Consider the following 14,739-nt stretch of genomic DNA (forward strand, 5'->3'; position numbering starts at 1 on the left):
CGACATCAAGAGAGCAGTAGCCTTTTTTAGAATGTTCTTCTCCCGTTCCAGGCGCTCACACCGAGCCTCAAGCTCCTGTATTCGGCGCTGTTCCGGGGTAAGAGCCTTGCCTTTGGGGGTAACACCTTGGCGTTCAGCCTCAAGCTGCTTAACCCAGCGCCGCAGCGCGCTCTCGACTACACCAAGCGATGTGCTGGCTTGGGGAACGGTGTAGCCTTGGTCCAGCACCAAGCTGGCGGCTTCCTGCTTGAATTCAGGTGTAAAGGATCGTCGTTTTCTGGTCATATGACACCTCGCTTAAGGTGGTGATTTTACCACCCTACGTTGGTGTCCGGATTCATTAGACCACTACAGTTCACAATAAGTGCGTCGGGGAAGTCGGCGCTTTTTTCTTCCACCGACCTTCACCGCCTGCGCTTTTTTATAGTCATTGATGAATGTGGACCCAGTGTATCCCCCCGAAGTCCGTTTTGCGAAGAACGACTCGCGCGTCTCAAAATCCGTTATATTCGGCGTAGCTCATATCGTCGGTTAGGCGTGGCTTTGGGTAGCAGGGAAATAGAGGGTAAACGTGGTTCTAGTTGGGGAGGAGGCCGCTTCCGCCTGACCACCATGAACCTCGACGATTGATCTTACAATAGCCAAGCCGAGCCCCGCACCTTCGCTTTGGCGGGTCCTCGAAGGATCGGCACGGTAAAAGCGGTCAAAAATGTTGGGCAAATGCTCGGAGGGAATCTCCGGTCCAGGGTTCAGCACACTCAGAGAAACGCGACGATCCGAGAGCCGGACCAGCCGTACCAGTACTGTTTGACCCGACGGTGTGTAGCGAATGGCGTTGGACAAAAGGTTGGAAATTGCCTGTCGCAGCATAGCGCGGTCGCCCAGTATCGTCGGTGCCTGACCTTCCAGTGTCAGGCTGATACGCTTCTCTTCCGCCAGTGCCTCGAAAAAATCGAACAGCGCATGCACCTCTCTCGCTAAATCCAATGGTGTCTGTACCGGCTTGAGCAGGCCATGGTCGCTTTTGGCCAGCCACAGCATGTCATTGACCATCTTGGCCAGTCGTTCCTGCTCTTCCAGATTGGAGTACAGAAGCTCACGATACTCCTCGGAGGCTCTGGCCTTTCCCAGCCCAACCTGGGTCTGGGTGATAAGATTGGTGAGCGGTGTCCGCAATTCGTGTGCGATGTCGGCCGAGAAATGCGATAGGCGAGTAAAGCTGTCTTCCAGCCGCCCGATCATGTGATTGAACGAGATTACCAGGCCCTGTAATTCCGATGGCACCGAGGCGGGGTCGAAGCGCACATGGAGTCGGTCGGCCTGGATGTCTCCCATCCTGTCGGATAGCCTGCGCAGGGGAGCATGGGCCTGATGAATGCCATACCAGGCGGCCAGAAGGGTAATAGCACCGGCTAGGGTCATGATAAGCCACAAAGCACGGCGAAAGCTTCGCAGAAACTCCAGGTGGAAGCCCATGTCAATCGCCGTAGTGATTGAGTAGCTTCGGCCCCCGACTTCAACGTCAGAGACTACACCCCGGAAGGTCTTATCGCCGTCCTGCCAGGTTTGCACGTTTTCTACGTTAATTTCGGAGGTGGGGGCGAGCGTGTCGGTTACTTGAGTCAGGTTGGCTCCTGGCATGCTGTAGATAATGTCGCCTTGCGCCTTTCGAACCTGGAAAAAGACACCGTGATGTCCGGATATGGCGTTGGCCAGGGCATCACTCTGTTGTGCGGAATCGTTGCCACCGTTCAGCAAGGTTTTGGCGACGGCTTGGGTCATCACCGCTAGTTCACCGGCATCCTGTTCGGCAAAGTGACGCTCAACGGCACTGAGGAGCAGACTTCCGATCAAGATGAGGCTGAGCCCAATCGCCAGTCCCACAAATATCATGACCCGGGCGGCCAGCGACAGTGGTGGCCGGTCAGTGATCTTCATCGTCGGTTTCCACGTCAAGCTTGTACCCCATGCCGCGCACTGTGTGAATCAGTCTGGGCTCGAAATCATCGTCAATTTTGGCCCTCAGCCGACGAATGGCCACATCGATCACGTTGGTGTCGGAATCGAAGTTCATGTCCCATACCTGGGAAGCAATGAGCGAACGAGGCAACACCTCACCACGCCGACGGACCAAAAGCTCCAGAAGGCAAAATTCTTTGTGGCTGAGATTGATCCTCTTTCCGGCGCGGGTAACGCGGTGTTTTGGTAGATCAAGGGACAGGTCGGCGATTTCCAGCTGTTCCGATAGGGTCGGTGTGGACGGCCGGCGCAGCAAGGTGCGTATTCGGGCCAGAAGTTCCGTAAAGGCAAACGGTTTTACGAGGTAATCGTCCGCTCCCAGCTCCAGGCCCTTAACACGATCATCTACCGCGTCGCGGGCGGTGAGAAACAGCACCGGCGTCTGGCGGCCAGCTTCGCGCAATGACTGCACGATGCGCCATCCGTCCACATCTGGCAGCATGACGTCCAGAACGATCAGCTCGAATGACTCCGTCATCGCCAAGTGGTGGCCGTCGAGCCCGTTGCGCGCCAGCTCGACCATAAAGCCGGCTTCGGTCAAGCCTTGGCGCAGATAGTCACCTGTCTTTACTTCGTCCTCTACCACCAGCAGTCGCATGAAGCACCTCTTCTGATCCGTATCGCGCGAGTGTAGCTGAGTGTGTCCAACGACAAGGTTACACGAACATTACAAAAATGTAATGTTCGAGTCATCTGGCAGACAGGGCCTGTTTGTTAGTCTGAGACTCAGTTGCTGAAAAAACTGAATTGCCGTTCACCTTCGTTGTACTTGAGGAGTTACCCCATGACACACAAACCACTACTTTGGTTGACCACCCTGCCGGCGCTTCTGTTGGCCCTGTCAGTGCAGGCGCATGAACCTTCGGAGCATATGGAGGGGGACGAAAAACCGAACTGCTCGGAAATGAAGGAAATGGACCACTCCGAAATGGATATGGATGATCCGGTCATGCAGGCCATGATGAAGAAGTGCAAGCACCACATGGATAAGAGTGATGCCGACTCGAAGGAGTCCCAGCACAAGCACTCCGAGTCCGATGATGACGCGCCGCGTAAGTCCAATCACGACCACTAGAGCATGAAGGAGGGCACATGGCGGCCCCTGGGTTTTTGTCTTGCACCAAGTGCCTGGTCCTTGCACTCGTTTTCGCCATAGCGGCGGGCGGGGCGCTCATCTACTCGGGCTTGTATCCCGTCGGTGCGGATGATCGGCACACCCCTCTGACCTACTGGGCGCTGGAGACGCTGCGCGAGCGCTCGGTTGACCGGGCGTCGGACGAGATCGAGGTGCCAGCGGATCTGGATACGTCCGACCGCCTACTGGCGGGGGGTGCCGACTACAACGACATGTGTGCCGGTTGCCATCTCAAGCCGGGTAAGGCTCAGAGTGACTTCGCACTGGGCCTCAACCCCCAGCCACCGAATCTGACGCAACAGCATCAAGATGAAGAGGCCCTTGAGTCGCAGGCCCGAAAACGCTTTTGGGTTATTAAGCACGGTATCAAGGCATCGGGCATGCCGGCCTGGGGGCCGAACCATGATGACGAACGGATTTGGGATATGGTGGCCTTCTTGCGGCGTCTACCCGAGCTGTCGCCCGAGCAGTACCAAATCTTGACCACCCGGGGAGCCGATGACGCCAATCATCATTGACTTGGGTAATTGCGCCACGCTGGTCGCCGAAGTCAGAAGTTTTTTGCGAGAGACAAGCAGGTAACGAGATTAGAGGTTACATGATGGAAAAACCAGTAGAAGCGGGCCGTCGACGGTTTATCAAATCAGCGCTCGGGGCGGCATCGGCCCTCGCCATGGCGAGGATGGCACCGACCTGGGCGTCTCCTCTGGGGCGAAGCTATAGCGATGTCGTCAATGCGAATCCAGCGGTTGATCTGCATATTCGCCGGGCGGATATGAACATTGGTGGAAAGGTCGGCAGACCGATCACCATCAACGGCAGCATGCCCGGGCCGTTGATCAGGTTGAAAGAAGGACAGAGAGCTCGCCTGAACGTTACCAACTCGCTTGCTGATGACACCTCAATTCATTGGCACGGCATCATTCTGCCCGAGAACATGGATGGTGTGCCCGGCGTGAGCTTTCCCGGTATCAAGCCAGGAGAAACCTTTCAGTACGAATACGACGTTCAACAAAATGGAACCTATTGGTATCACAGCCACTCGGGACTGCAGGAGCAGTTGGGGCACCTGGGGCCACTGGTGATTGATCCGGCCGACGGCGATATAGGCGCGGACCGGGAGCATGTGATCATCCTGAGCGACTGGACTTTTGAAGACCCTCACGAGGTATTCCGCAACCTGACCGTCGCGGAGGGCTACTACAATTACCAGCAGCGAACCTTGGGGGACACTTTTGCCGATATCCGCCGTCAAGGGCTGGCGAAAACCTTGGAACAGCGGTCCATGTGGAACACAATGCGCATGAGCTCCCGGGATTTGCTGGATGTGACCGGATCCACCTATACCTATCTGATGAATGGCCGTGATAATGCAACAAACTGGACAGCGCTGTACAAGCCCGGCGAAAAGGTCCGGTTGAGAATCATCAATGGATCGGCCATGTCGTTTTTTGATTTTCGCATTCCGGGCCTTGAGATGGTGGTGGTCTCCGCCGACGGTCAACCGATCAAGCCAGTCACAGTCGATGAATTCCGTATCGGCGTGGCGGAAACCTACGATGTCATCGTGACGCCGAAAAGCGACCGGCCCTATACGCTGTTCGCGGAGAGTATGGACCGCAGCGGTTATGTCCGGGGCACGCTCGCAACGGAGGTGGGGCAGCAAGCACAGGTGCCCGATTTGCGGCCGGTGCCCGAGCGGGGTATGGCGGCCATGGGAATGAGCCACGATATGGATGGCATGGATATGTCGTCTTCCAAGGGCGATGAATCCGGTATGGGGGGCCAGCATGAGATGCACGGTGACCATGGCGGGGGTATGGCGGCATCTCAACAACGGCCTTCGGCCCCGGATCTTGGCATCGAGCACGCACCGGGTGGCCATGGTCCCGCCGCAGCGATGATTGCTCGCAATCCGGTCAGCCGGCTAAACGAGCCTGGCGTTGGCCTTGAGGATGTGGATCATCGCGTTCTGGTCTATGGCGATCTGATCGGCGCTCATCCCTGGCCAGACGAAAGGGAGCCGGAACGGGACATTGAGCTTCACCTCACCGGCAACATGGAGAAATACATGTGGTCCTTTGATGGGGTGAAGTTTACCGAAGTCGATGGTCCCGTAGAGTTCAACCATGGAGAGCGTCTGCGTCTGATCATGGTGAATGACACCATGATGGATCACCCCATCCATTTGCATGGCATGTGGATGGAGCTTGAAAACGGCCAATACCCCCGTCCTCGAAAACACACTATCAGCCTTAAACCCAGTGAGGTGGTCTCGTTGCAAATCAGCGCTGATGCGCCCGGCAGCTGGGCTTTTCACTGCCATCTGCTGTATCACATGAAGGCAGGCATGTTCCGCGTCGTCAACGTCAGCTAAGGAGGAATTATGAGAAAATTGGAGATCGTTGTGTCTCTGGTGCTGGCTGGAGTGAGCGGCCCGGTGTGGGCGGGCCACGCCGAAGACGACTGGCCCGAGCCCGTTAAATCCTATCGAACCGGCCAGATTCTGTTTGACCGACTGGAAGTCACCCGGACCGATAACGACGAAGACGTGCTCGTCTGGGATATGCTGGCCTGGTACGGTAGCGACAGAAATCGAATCTATTTCAAGAGCGAAGGCGAAAACCAGAAGGATGATGGCGAGCCCACTGAGCTGGAGAGCGCGGAGGTGCTGGCCAGTCGTCTGATTGCCCCGTTCTGGGAGCTACAGGGGGGTATTGGTACCCGGGGGTCGTTGGCGTCGGGGGCGGAGCGCGAGAACTACCTGGTGTTCAGCCTGTTCGGTTTGGCCCCCTATCGGTTTGAGATGGATAACTCCATTACGGTGAATGAGGATGGCGACATCGCCGCGACCATTGAGGCCGAATACGACCTGCGCCTGACCCAGGTGTCCTACCTGCAGCCGCGTTTGGAAGTTGCCGCCGCATTGACCGATGCTGAAGCGTACGATCGCCCCACCGGATTGAATGATATTCGTGTGGGATTACGCTATCGGTACGAACTGTCCAGAGAATTTGCTCCCTACATTGGTGCCTATTGGAGCCGCTCTCTGGGGGACAAGGCTGACCAGATACGTGCCGGAGGCGGAGACGACTCCGAAACCGGCCTCGTCATTGGCGCCCGCATTTGGTTCTGATTTCATAGAGTAGATAAACCAACTTAACAGCCCGGAGGCTTTATGGCTAAGGACGATGATAGAACAACGCGTTATCAGGAAGGAAGTTTGACATTATCGGGTACGGTCATGCTGGGTACCGGTGTCATGATTGGCGCCGGTATCTTTGCGCTTACCGGGCAGATGGCGCAGATGACCGGCGTCCTTTTCCCGTTGGCGTTCCTGGCCGCCGCCGTCATCGTCAGCTTCAGCGCCTATTCGTACATCAAGATTTCCAATGCCTACCCGTCCGCCGGTGGCATTGGCATGTATTTGCACAAGGCCTATGGCAATCGCTTGCCAACAGCGTTCAACGCTCTGCTGATGTATTTTTCCATGGTGATTGCCCAGAGTTTTCTCGCCCGCACTTTCGGCTCTTACACCATGCAGCTCTTCGGTGGCGACCAGAGCGGCATAATGGTGCCTGTTCTCGGTGTGTCCCTCATCATCGCCGCCTTTCTGGTCAATCTTTCAAGTAATCGGTTGATCCAGGGCGTGGCCTCATTTATCGGTATTTTGAAAATTGCGGGCATTATCATTTTCGGGCTGGTCGGAATCTGGGTCGCGGACAGTCTTTCAGTGGACTTCTCAAGCCCCGGAGAGGCGGGAACCGTAGGCAACTTCCTGGGGGCTACGGCTCTGGGGATATTGGCGTTTAAAGGCTTTACGACCATTACCAATAGCGGCTCTGAGGTGAAAAATCCTAAGCGTAATGTCGGTCGTGCCATTGTGATTTCTATCGCTGCTTGCGTCGTGATCTACACACTCGTTGGTTTCGCTGTTGCGAGCAACCTTTCATTGGCCGAAATCATCGAGACGCGGGATTATTCCCTGGCCGCTGCCGCGCGCCCAGCACTGGGAAACTATGGGGTCTGGTTCACGGTGGCCATTGCAATGATGGCTACTGCGGGCGGCATTCTAGCCAGCATTTTTGCGGTCTCACGAATGCTGGCCATGCTGACTGAAATGAAGCTGGTCCCACACAATCATTTTGGTATGCCTGGGAGTATCCAGAAGCACACTCTGGTCTATACTGTCGTTTTGGGCTTGTTTCTGACCGCATTTTTTGATCTGTCTCGGATTGCCGCTCTGGGAATTGTGTTCTACTTGATAATGGATATCGCCATTCACTGGGGCGTGCTTCGCTACTTGCGTGAGGACATCAAGGCCAAAGCGTGGGTACCCGTTACAGCCATTGCTCTCGATTTACTGGCGCTCGGAGGTTTTGTCTGGGTCAAACTGAATACGGATCCGTTCGTGATCGGCGTGGCCGTAGTGGCGATGGTCCTAATTGCGGTTGGCGAGCAGGTATTTCTTAAAAAAACGTCGGGGGTAGAGCCGCCGACTGGAGAGCACACTCATTCTCATCACCACTGAATTAACCAATTGAAATGGAGCTTCGAATATGATTGAAGGTAACATGTTAGGAAACACCATGGGCGCGGGCCACTGGTTATGGATGCTGGTTGTTGCCATTATTGTTGTGATACCGACGTGGCGTATTTGCCAGCGTGTTGGGTATCCGGGAATTTTGGGCGTTTTGATATTGATTCCACTCGTTAATCTTGCCTTTCTCTATTTTCTGGCGTTTGCGGATTGGCCATGTAACAAACGTGGCGACTGAGTTTTGAAGAGGCGTAGAAAATAGAAGTGTGTACCGTTTTTGACTGCAGTTTAGCTTCGAATGTTTAACTACTGGAAGAAGGGATGATCTGAGTTGCTCGTCGCTCAATTTCCTTAATGTAGTGGAGTTATGATGAATACGAAATTTTGCAAAGTAACGGCAATATTTTCCTCGTTAGAACTTGAAAAAGTCGAGGGCGCGCTGAAAGCAATTGGCGTGTCCGGCTTGACGGTTTCCAAGGTACGCGGTTTCGGCGAGTACCGGAACTACTATGCAGAGGACACTATGGCTGACTGGGTTCGCGCCGAGATATTCGAGGAAGCGGGTCGGGCGGAAAAAATAGTGAAAACCATTGCCCGGACGGTCCACAAGGGGCTCGACAGCGACGGGTTTGTGGCCGTTCTCCCGGTAGAAGATCTGTTGCATATTCGCGACTTCAAGGACGTGCCGTAGTCGAATCTACTTGTTAAAACTCAGTAGAAGGCGGAGGTTCTGACCGCGTGAGTAGAGGGATAGTTTGCGCTTCCGGCAAGGGTGTCTAGACTTGAAACTGATCTTCGTCGAACCATTCGTTGAACGGGGTTCCATATTTTTTGTGCAATAGAGAGTTAGATCTCACGAACCTGTGCCAGAGTAAACTTGAGAAGTTAGACGTTATGAGCGCTACACAACAATACTCATTGCTGCTGGGGTTAGCCCTGGGTGTCCTGGGTACGGTGTTGAGCCTTTATGGCTTGGCTCGTAGTTTGGGGGCGACACGGCAGGAGCCGGGAAAGGATGTGCCGGCGAGTGCGGGGGTGCTGTCACGCGATCCGGTCTGGGGACGTTATCATGCGCGCTATTACGGTTATGCGTTGCTGTTCTTGGCGTTCGATATGGAGATGGCCTACATGTACCCTTGGGCGGTTGTGTTCAAGGAGGTAGGGCTGGTTGCTTTACTTGATATGGGCGTGTTTCTTGCGATTCTCTTTCTCGGGCTGCTTTACGGATGGAGCCAGGGCGCTCTGAGGCGGCAGTGATGTCTGAGGCCGCAACGACACTTGCCGGCGCACGCAAAGGGCGTCCATCTATCCTGCGAAGGTGGGTTGGGCAGGCTCTGGCGCGCAATTTGAGCTGCCTGGTAGTCCCTGGGCCGGAAGTGGCCCTGGCGCATGGGCTGGACCTGGCGGCCGCAGACATGCGCATCGCCGCCACGCCGCGCGATGCCACTGTGCTTCTGATTGTCGGTGAGCTATCTCAGAAGTTGGATGAGGCCACAGCAGTGCTCTATGCCCAGATGCCTAGGCCGCGAGCTATTCTAGTGCTCGGTGGGTCAGCACCTTCGTCTTTACCTCAAGCTGACGTTTCTGCGGATCTCTCACAAACCGAACTGATGGAGGCGGCCACTCGGCTGCAGCGGTTGCTGGCCGAAGGCGCCTTCGCCGCCTCGCCCGACGATTTTGACTCATCAATCCTGCAAACCAAAACCGAATACGTCTGCCCCATGCACCCAGAAGTGGTGGAAGACGAACCAGGTAGCTGTCCCAAATGCGGCATGGACTTGGTGGCGCGCGAAGCCGGCGGCGACTCTGATGCCGGGGAACACGACGAGAACCGCGGCCACGAGCACCACGAACATCATCATGATCATAAGCATGAGAGCGAGGGACACGATCATCACCATGCTCACCACAATGATCATGGACAGAGTCATGAGCGCCATCACGGCCATCACCAGAATCATAAACACGCTCATGACCACGAACAGCATCAGGGCGACGACGATCACGAGCATGCTCATTGCCATGAGCATGAGGATCATCAGGGCCAGGATCACGGTCACCAACAGGAACCGGCTCAAGAACAATCCGGCACTGAATATATCTGTCCCATGCATCCAGAAGTAGTCAGAAGCGAGCCGGGCAGGTGCCCCAAATGCGGCATGGATCTAGAACCGCATAAGCCCGGAGAAGACGAGAGCGTGAAGGAAGATGTGTCGGAGCACGATCACGAGCACCACCATGACCATTCCGGGCACGACCATGACGGGCATGATCATTCTGACCACGACCACGACCACGACCACGACCACGACCACGACCACGACCACGACCACGACAGTTCCGGATTCATGTCCATGGTCGAGGTTACCAAAGACCTGCCCCGCAGTGCCGATGGTTTGGCAATGGACTGGCTTGAGGTGCCCTTCGGCCCCTGCTTTCCCGGTTTGCCGGGCGGATTGAAGCTAACCTTGACGCTCGACGGCGATGGGGTGACCGAGGGCCAAGCAACATCTCTGGTAGCTATGAACACGTCATCTGAAGAGGTGGCGGTCGAAACCTTCATCGAGCGCCTGGCGGCGGCTATGCCGTTGGCACCGGTAAGTTATCGCCTCTTGGCCTGTCGCGCTATCGAGCAGGCGGCCGGTCTGGAGCCAGATCCGGCCGTCGAGCGGGGCCGGGCGGCCGCTCTTGAGCGCGAGCGCATCGCCAGCCACCTGGGCTGGCTGGCTCAGTTGGGGCGCCAGCTCAGCTTTGTCTGGTTAACGCGTCGTGCGGCGGCTTTGCAATTGGAAACCCAGCGCGCCGACCGGGAGCAGCTTGTCGCCCTGCGACCGGCGCTGCAGTCGCTCATTGCACGGCTCGAGCATACGCCCCTCCTCAAAGCGCGCTTGAAAGGCATCGGAGCTTTGCCCCACGGCTCCCAGGATCTACGAGGCACGGTGGCCCGCGCCTCCGGCCGAACCGAAGACGCCCGCCAGGCGGATGCAATGTATCGCGAGCTGGGTTTCGAAATGCGCGCTGAGAGCGCCGGGGACGCCTGGGCGCGTCTCCGGCAGCGGCATGTTGAGATCATGACCAGTCTCGACCTCGTGGAGGTGGCCGGAGACCCTGAGCTCCCCAAGCTGCGCGCCATCGACAACCCTTCCGGAACGGGAGAGGCGACCGTGGAAACGCCGCGTGGCCGCGCCACATTGCGACTAACGCAGGAGCGAGGGCAGGTGGTATCGGTCGAGCTGGATAGCGCCTGCAGCCAACATATCGGCTTGGTCGCCGATTTGGTCGAGGGCCAGGAGCTGGGCGATGCCCTGGTGGCGGTCGGGTCACTGGATCTCTCGCCCTGGGAGGTGACCTCATGACTGTCGCCTTAGTGTTGCTCACCTTGCTGGTTGGCGCTTGGTTACTGGCTGTGATTGAGGCCTGGCTAACGACCGGCCGCCTGCGACCGGTTGCGCCGCTGCTGGCGGGCCTGTCGCACCTGGGCCGGGAGTCCATCCTGGCGCGCAAACCCGACCGGTTGTTTTTCGAGACCGCGCCAGTGTTGTTGCTGGTGGTAGCGGTGCTCGGTGCTGCCGTGCTTCCGCTGGCGCCGGATCTGGTCATCGCTGATCTGGCCACCGGCGCCTTGTTTCTTAACGCGGTGCTTGCCTATGTGTTGGTATCGCTGATTATGGCGGGTTGGGGCCCGAATGGCGCCTACGCGATGGTCGGTGGCTGGCGCTTTCTCGGCCAGCTTATCGCCTACTCCATGCTTATCGTCATGCCCATTACGGCGACCGCCATGCGCGCTGAGTCCCTGCTAAACAGTGCCATCGTCGAGTCTCAGGCCGGTTTATGGAACATAGTTTACCAACCGCTGGGCTTTGTGTTGTTTTTCATCGCCGCTATCGCGTTGGCGTTCCGCTCACCCTTCGACCTGCCTACCGCACCCGGTGAGTTGGCCGGCGGGGTCGACGCCGAATACACCGGCGTGCGCCTGGCAGTGTTGCGGCTGGCACGGTTGGTGATGGTAATCACCCTGTCTGCCGCGACCACGGTGTTTTTTCTCGGTGGCTGGCAGGGGCCGCTTTTGCCGCCCTGGGCCTGGAGCCTGATCAAGACTCTGGCGGTAGCCGTATCGATGTTGTTGGTCGGCTTTTATTTACCTCGTATTCGCGAGGCGGATCTGCTGGGCTGGTGCTGGAAGCTCGGGATCCCTCTGGCATTGCTCAATATCTTGATAGTCGGATTGCTCATCCTGGTGGTGCCTTAATGGTTGTTCAGGCTTTTTTTGTCGGCGTATTCGGGCTGGCAGCGATTGGTTTCGGTGTGGCGGTGTTCCGTACTGCGTCTATGGTGCGTTCTGCATTGGCGCTGCTGTTTTCGCAGGCCGCCGTGGGCTGCATGTTTCTGGCCATGCAGGCCGAATTCCTGGGCGTGCTGCAGATTATGATGATGGCCACCGAAATGAGCATCATGGCCATCTTCATGGTGATGTTCATGATGGACCCCGGTGGGCTTGGCGGGATGGATATGAGCCACCAGAAGCGCTTTTCGATTGGCGCCGGAGCCATTGCCGCCGCCACCGCCATCTCGGTAGCGCTGTTCTCTGATTGGGGACCGATAGTCGCCGAGGCGCCGGATGCCGCAATGCAAACGCGGGAACTCGGTTTTGAAATGTTGGGTCGCTCTATGCTGGTTTTCGAGACCGCCGCCATCACCATCCTGACCGCAATGATCGCGGCTACGGCAGTAGCGATTCCGGTGCGCCAGCCCGGCGTCGACACAGGAAAGCTCGACAAGGGAAACGGTGATAAAGAACAGGAGGCTTCAAAATGACTCCGGTACTGATCCTGGCACTTCTGACCGGCGCCATTCTCTTTGGTGTCGGTATCTATGGCGCGCTCTCGCAGACTAATCTGGTCATGATAATGATGGGCGTGGAGCTGATTCTGGCGGGCGCGCTGGTGAACCTGGTGGCCTTTTGGCGCTTTCTGCATCCGGAGGTCTACGCCGGACAGATGTTTGTGCTGGTGGTGATGACGGTTATGGCAGTGGAGATGGCCGTCGGTTTCGGCGTCGCAATTGCACGCTTCCGGGCCAAGGGCTCGGTCGAGATGGAAGAGGCAGGAGACCTGAAAGGATGAGTGACCTGGTCTTTCCCATAGTGTTCCCTTTGCTTGCGGCCGCTGCCATTCTGCTGCTGCGCCGGGGAGCGGCTATTTTGGCGTTGGCCGGGGTCGCACTCAGCCTGGCGGCAAGCCTTAGGCTTTTAGGGGCGACCGCCAGTGGTGACTCCGCACCCCTGGTGCTGCCAGGCTTGCCGGATCTGCCCTTGCGGTTGACCGCCGAGCCGCTAACCGCGCTGTTCAGTGTGTTGGTGGCCGCCGTGGCGACTTGCGTACTGATTTATTCGGTGGGCTATATGAAGCGGGAGTCCGGTTTACCCCGATTTTTTGCCCTCATGTCCCTGTTTGTTGCCGCCATGCAGGCCCTGGTGCTGGCCGGCGACTGGATTCTGGTGCTCGTCGCCTGGGAGCTGATCGGGTTGTGCAGTTACCTGCTGATCGGCTTCTGGTTTCAGCGACCCGAAGCGGCGAACGCCGCGAGCCGTGCCTTTCTCTACACCCGCAGCGCCGACCTTGGTCTGTACATCGCTATATTTATCCTCATCGGGGCGGCAGGCACCAGCCAGATCGCCGCCACCCTGAATGTCGACGGAGGCACCGCCGTGGCGGCCGGGCTTTTGTTGCTGCTGGCCGCCATGGGCAAGTCCGCCCAGGTCCCCTTGCAGGATTGGCTTATGCGCGCCATGGCGGGGCCAACACCGGTGTCGGCGTTGTTGCATTCGGCGACATTGGTGGCAGCTGGCGCCATTTTACTGATCCGCGTAGCGCCGCTGCTGGCGCCGAACGTTTTGCTCGCTATTGGGCTGGTGGGCGGTATTACTACCGTGGCGGCAGGGCTGATTGCGCTGGCCGAACGCGACCTCAAACGCCTGCTGGCAGCCTCAACCGCCAGTCAGTATGGTCTGATGCTGATTGCGGTCGGTGCCGGTGTGCCGCTGGCGGCGTTGCTGCATCTGCTCGCCCATGCCGCCATCAAGAGCGGCCTGTTTTTAGCGACTGGTGAATTTCAGCATGCGCGCGGCGGCACGGCTTTGAGGTGCTTGCGGGGTGTAGGGCGAGATCGGCGCTGGACTTTCCTCGGCTTCGCATTGGCAGCGATGGCCCTGGTGGGTGCTCCACCGCTGAGCGGCTTCTTCTCAAAGGACGCGGTGATCGCCGCCGCGCTGTCCGCACCAAGTACCGCCTGGCTCGCTCCGCTGGCACTGGCGGGCACACTGCTGACTGGCGCCTACCTGGCTCGCGCGCTTCGGATGCTATGGCTCGAGCGCGAGGAGGGCGAGAGCGAAAGCCGTCCGGTCGCCGGTGCCCGCTGGATGGGGGTGGGAGTATGGGCCCTGGTAATCCCAGCCGTCTTCCTGGGTCTGACCTTCGGTCCCATTGAAGCCTTGTTGGGTTTACCCGGCCCTGAAGCCCATGGCACTACCGCCATGCTGTTCGGACTTCTCGCGGCAGTGGTCGGCCTGGCGCTGGGCTGGCTGGTACCGGCACCGCGCCTGCTTGGCCCTTTCCACCCCTGGGCACAATCGGGGCTGGTCATCTCCGGAGGGCTCACCTTCTGGATCGGCCGACCAGCCATGGCCATTGCCTACGGCTGCCAGCGCCTGGAGCGTGGCCTATACGCGACCGTCCTGAGTGTCGGCCGTGGAGGCCTCTTCATTGCTCGAGGTTGCGGGCGCGTGGAACGAGGTTTGTATGCGGCGGTGTTGGGTACTGGCCGTGCCAGCTTGGCCGTGGCGCATTTGGTTCGGGTAGGAGATGAGCGCCGAATCGACGGCCTGATCTTCTCCCTGGTGGCCGGCGTGCGAGGCTGGGGAGACCGTGCCCGCTCCCTGCAAAGCGGTTGGATTCACCACAGTCTGGCTATCAGCGCCGTGGTTACCGCCGTAACACTGATCATACTGCTTTCGGCTTCATTGAGTTTCTAGAGGACAGCCATACTC

The 14,739-nt window shown here is 57.8% G+C and carries 15 protein-coding genes and 1 pseudogene; 13 read left to right on the forward strand and 3 right to left on the reverse strand.

Features of this window, described 5'->3' with window-relative positions:
* The 3 genes and pseudogenes from C4S63_RS16735 to C4S63_RS16745 all read right to left on the reverse strand — a co-directional run.
* Positions 1-285: pseudogene (locus C4S63_RS16735) on the reverse strand (transposase); the annotation flags it as partial.
* Between the two features lie 246 nt (positions 286-531).
* A complete protein-coding gene (locus tag C4S63_RS16740; RefSeq protein ID WP_008930104.1) occupies positions 532-1,938 on the reverse strand; it encodes a heavy metal sensor histidine kinase in 1,407 nt (468 codons plus the stop codon).
* Entirely contained in the window at positions 1,925-2,617 is a 693-nt protein-coding gene (locus C4S63_RS16745; protein ID WP_008930105.1) for a heavy metal response regulator transcription factor, read from the reverse strand. Before C4S63_RS16745 ends, C4S63_RS16740 begins: the two co-directional genes overlap by 14 nt.
* A 186-nt stretch (positions 2,618-2,803) precedes the next feature.
* On the opposite strand from C4S63_RS16745, the gene C4S63_RS16750 reads away from it, so the two are divergent.
* From C4S63_RS16750 to C4S63_RS16815, 13 genes are all read left to right on the forward strand, one after another.
* The gene (locus C4S63_RS16750) at positions 2,804-3,094 is read left to right on the forward strand and encodes a hypothetical protein (protein WP_062816619.1); all 291 of its coding nucleotides are present in this window, start codon (positions 2,804-2,806) and stop codon (positions 3,092-3,094) included.
* A 17-nt stretch (positions 3,095-3,111) separates the two neighbouring features.
* Positions 3,112-3,672: a cytochrome c gene (locus C4S63_RS16755; RefSeq protein ID WP_062816620.1), complete on the forward strand. Its 561-nt coding sequence runs from the start codon at positions 3,112-3,114 to the stop codon at positions 3,670-3,672.
* Between the two features lie 83 nt (positions 3,673-3,755).
* Complete coding sequence (locus C4S63_RS16760) at positions 3,756-5,531, forward strand: copper resistance system multicopper oxidase (RefSeq protein ID WP_062816621.1); 1,776 nt, start codon at positions 3,756-3,758, stop codon at positions 5,529-5,531.
* A 9-nt stretch (positions 5,532-5,540) separates the two neighbouring features.
* Positions 5,541-6,290, forward strand: a complete 750-nt coding sequence (locus C4S63_RS16765; protein WP_103918244.1) for a copper resistance protein B — start codon at positions 5,541-5,543, stop codon at positions 6,288-6,290.
* Positions 6,291-6,332: 42 nt separating this feature from the next.
* A complete protein-coding gene (locus C4S63_RS16770) occupies positions 6,333-7,685 on the forward strand; it encodes an APC family permease (RefSeq protein ID WP_082810826.1) in 1,353 nt (450 codons plus the stop codon).
* Positions 7,686-7,713: 28 nt separating this feature from the next.
* Positions 7,714-7,932, forward strand: coding sequence for a hypothetical protein (locus C4S63_RS16775; protein ID WP_062816623.1), 219 nt, complete (start codon positions 7,714-7,716; stop codon positions 7,930-7,932).
* A 132-nt stretch (positions 7,933-8,064) separates the two neighbouring features.
* Positions 8,065-8,385 (forward strand): P-II family nitrogen regulator, encoded by a 321-nt coding sequence (locus C4S63_RS16780; RefSeq protein WP_062816624.1) that lies wholly within the window; start codon positions 8,065-8,067, stop codon positions 8,383-8,385.
* Between the two features lie 203 nt (positions 8,386-8,588).
* Entirely contained in the window at positions 8,589-8,951 is a 363-nt protein-coding gene (locus C4S63_RS16785; RefSeq protein WP_062816625.1) for an NADH-quinone oxidoreductase subunit A, read from the forward strand.
* A gap of 464 nt (positions 8,952-9,415) precedes the next feature.
* A complete protein-coding gene (locus tag C4S63_RS16795) occupies positions 9,416-11,050 on the forward strand; it encodes a heavy metal-binding domain-containing protein (RefSeq protein ID WP_304529145.1) in 1,635 nt (544 codons plus the stop codon).
* Positions 11,047-11,943 carry a complex I subunit 1 family protein gene (locus C4S63_RS16800; RefSeq protein ID WP_008930117.1) on the forward strand — a complete coding sequence of 299 codons (897 nt, stop codon included), beginning with the start codon at positions 11,047-11,049 and terminating at the stop codon, positions 11,941-11,943. The genes C4S63_RS16795 and C4S63_RS16800 overlap by 4 nt, the downstream gene beginning before the upstream one ends.
* The gene (locus C4S63_RS16805; RefSeq protein WP_008930118.1) at positions 11,943-12,509 is read left to right on the forward strand and encodes an NADH-quinone oxidoreductase subunit J; all 567 of its coding nucleotides are present in this window, start codon (positions 11,943-11,945) and stop codon (positions 12,507-12,509) included. The genes C4S63_RS16800 and C4S63_RS16805 overlap by 1 nt, the downstream gene beginning before the upstream one ends.
* Positions 12,506-12,817, forward strand: a complete 312-nt coding sequence (nuoK, locus tag C4S63_RS16810; RefSeq protein WP_008930119.1) for an NADH-quinone oxidoreductase subunit NuoK — start codon at positions 12,506-12,508, stop codon at positions 12,815-12,817. Before C4S63_RS16805 ends, nuoK begins: the two co-directional genes overlap by 4 nt.
* Entirely contained in the window at positions 12,814-14,724 is a 1,911-nt protein-coding gene (locus tag C4S63_RS16815; RefSeq protein ID WP_062816628.1) for an NADH-quinone oxidoreductase subunit L, read from the forward strand. Before nuoK ends, C4S63_RS16815 begins: the two co-directional genes overlap by 4 nt.
* Positions 14,725-14,739: the final 15 nt, after the last annotated feature.

The organism is Alcanivorax sp. DSM 26293 (genome assembly GCF_900107995.1).
In the GTDB taxonomy this organism is placed as follows: Bacteria; Pseudomonadota; Gammaproteobacteria; order Pseudomonadales; family Alcanivoracaceae; genus Alcanivorax.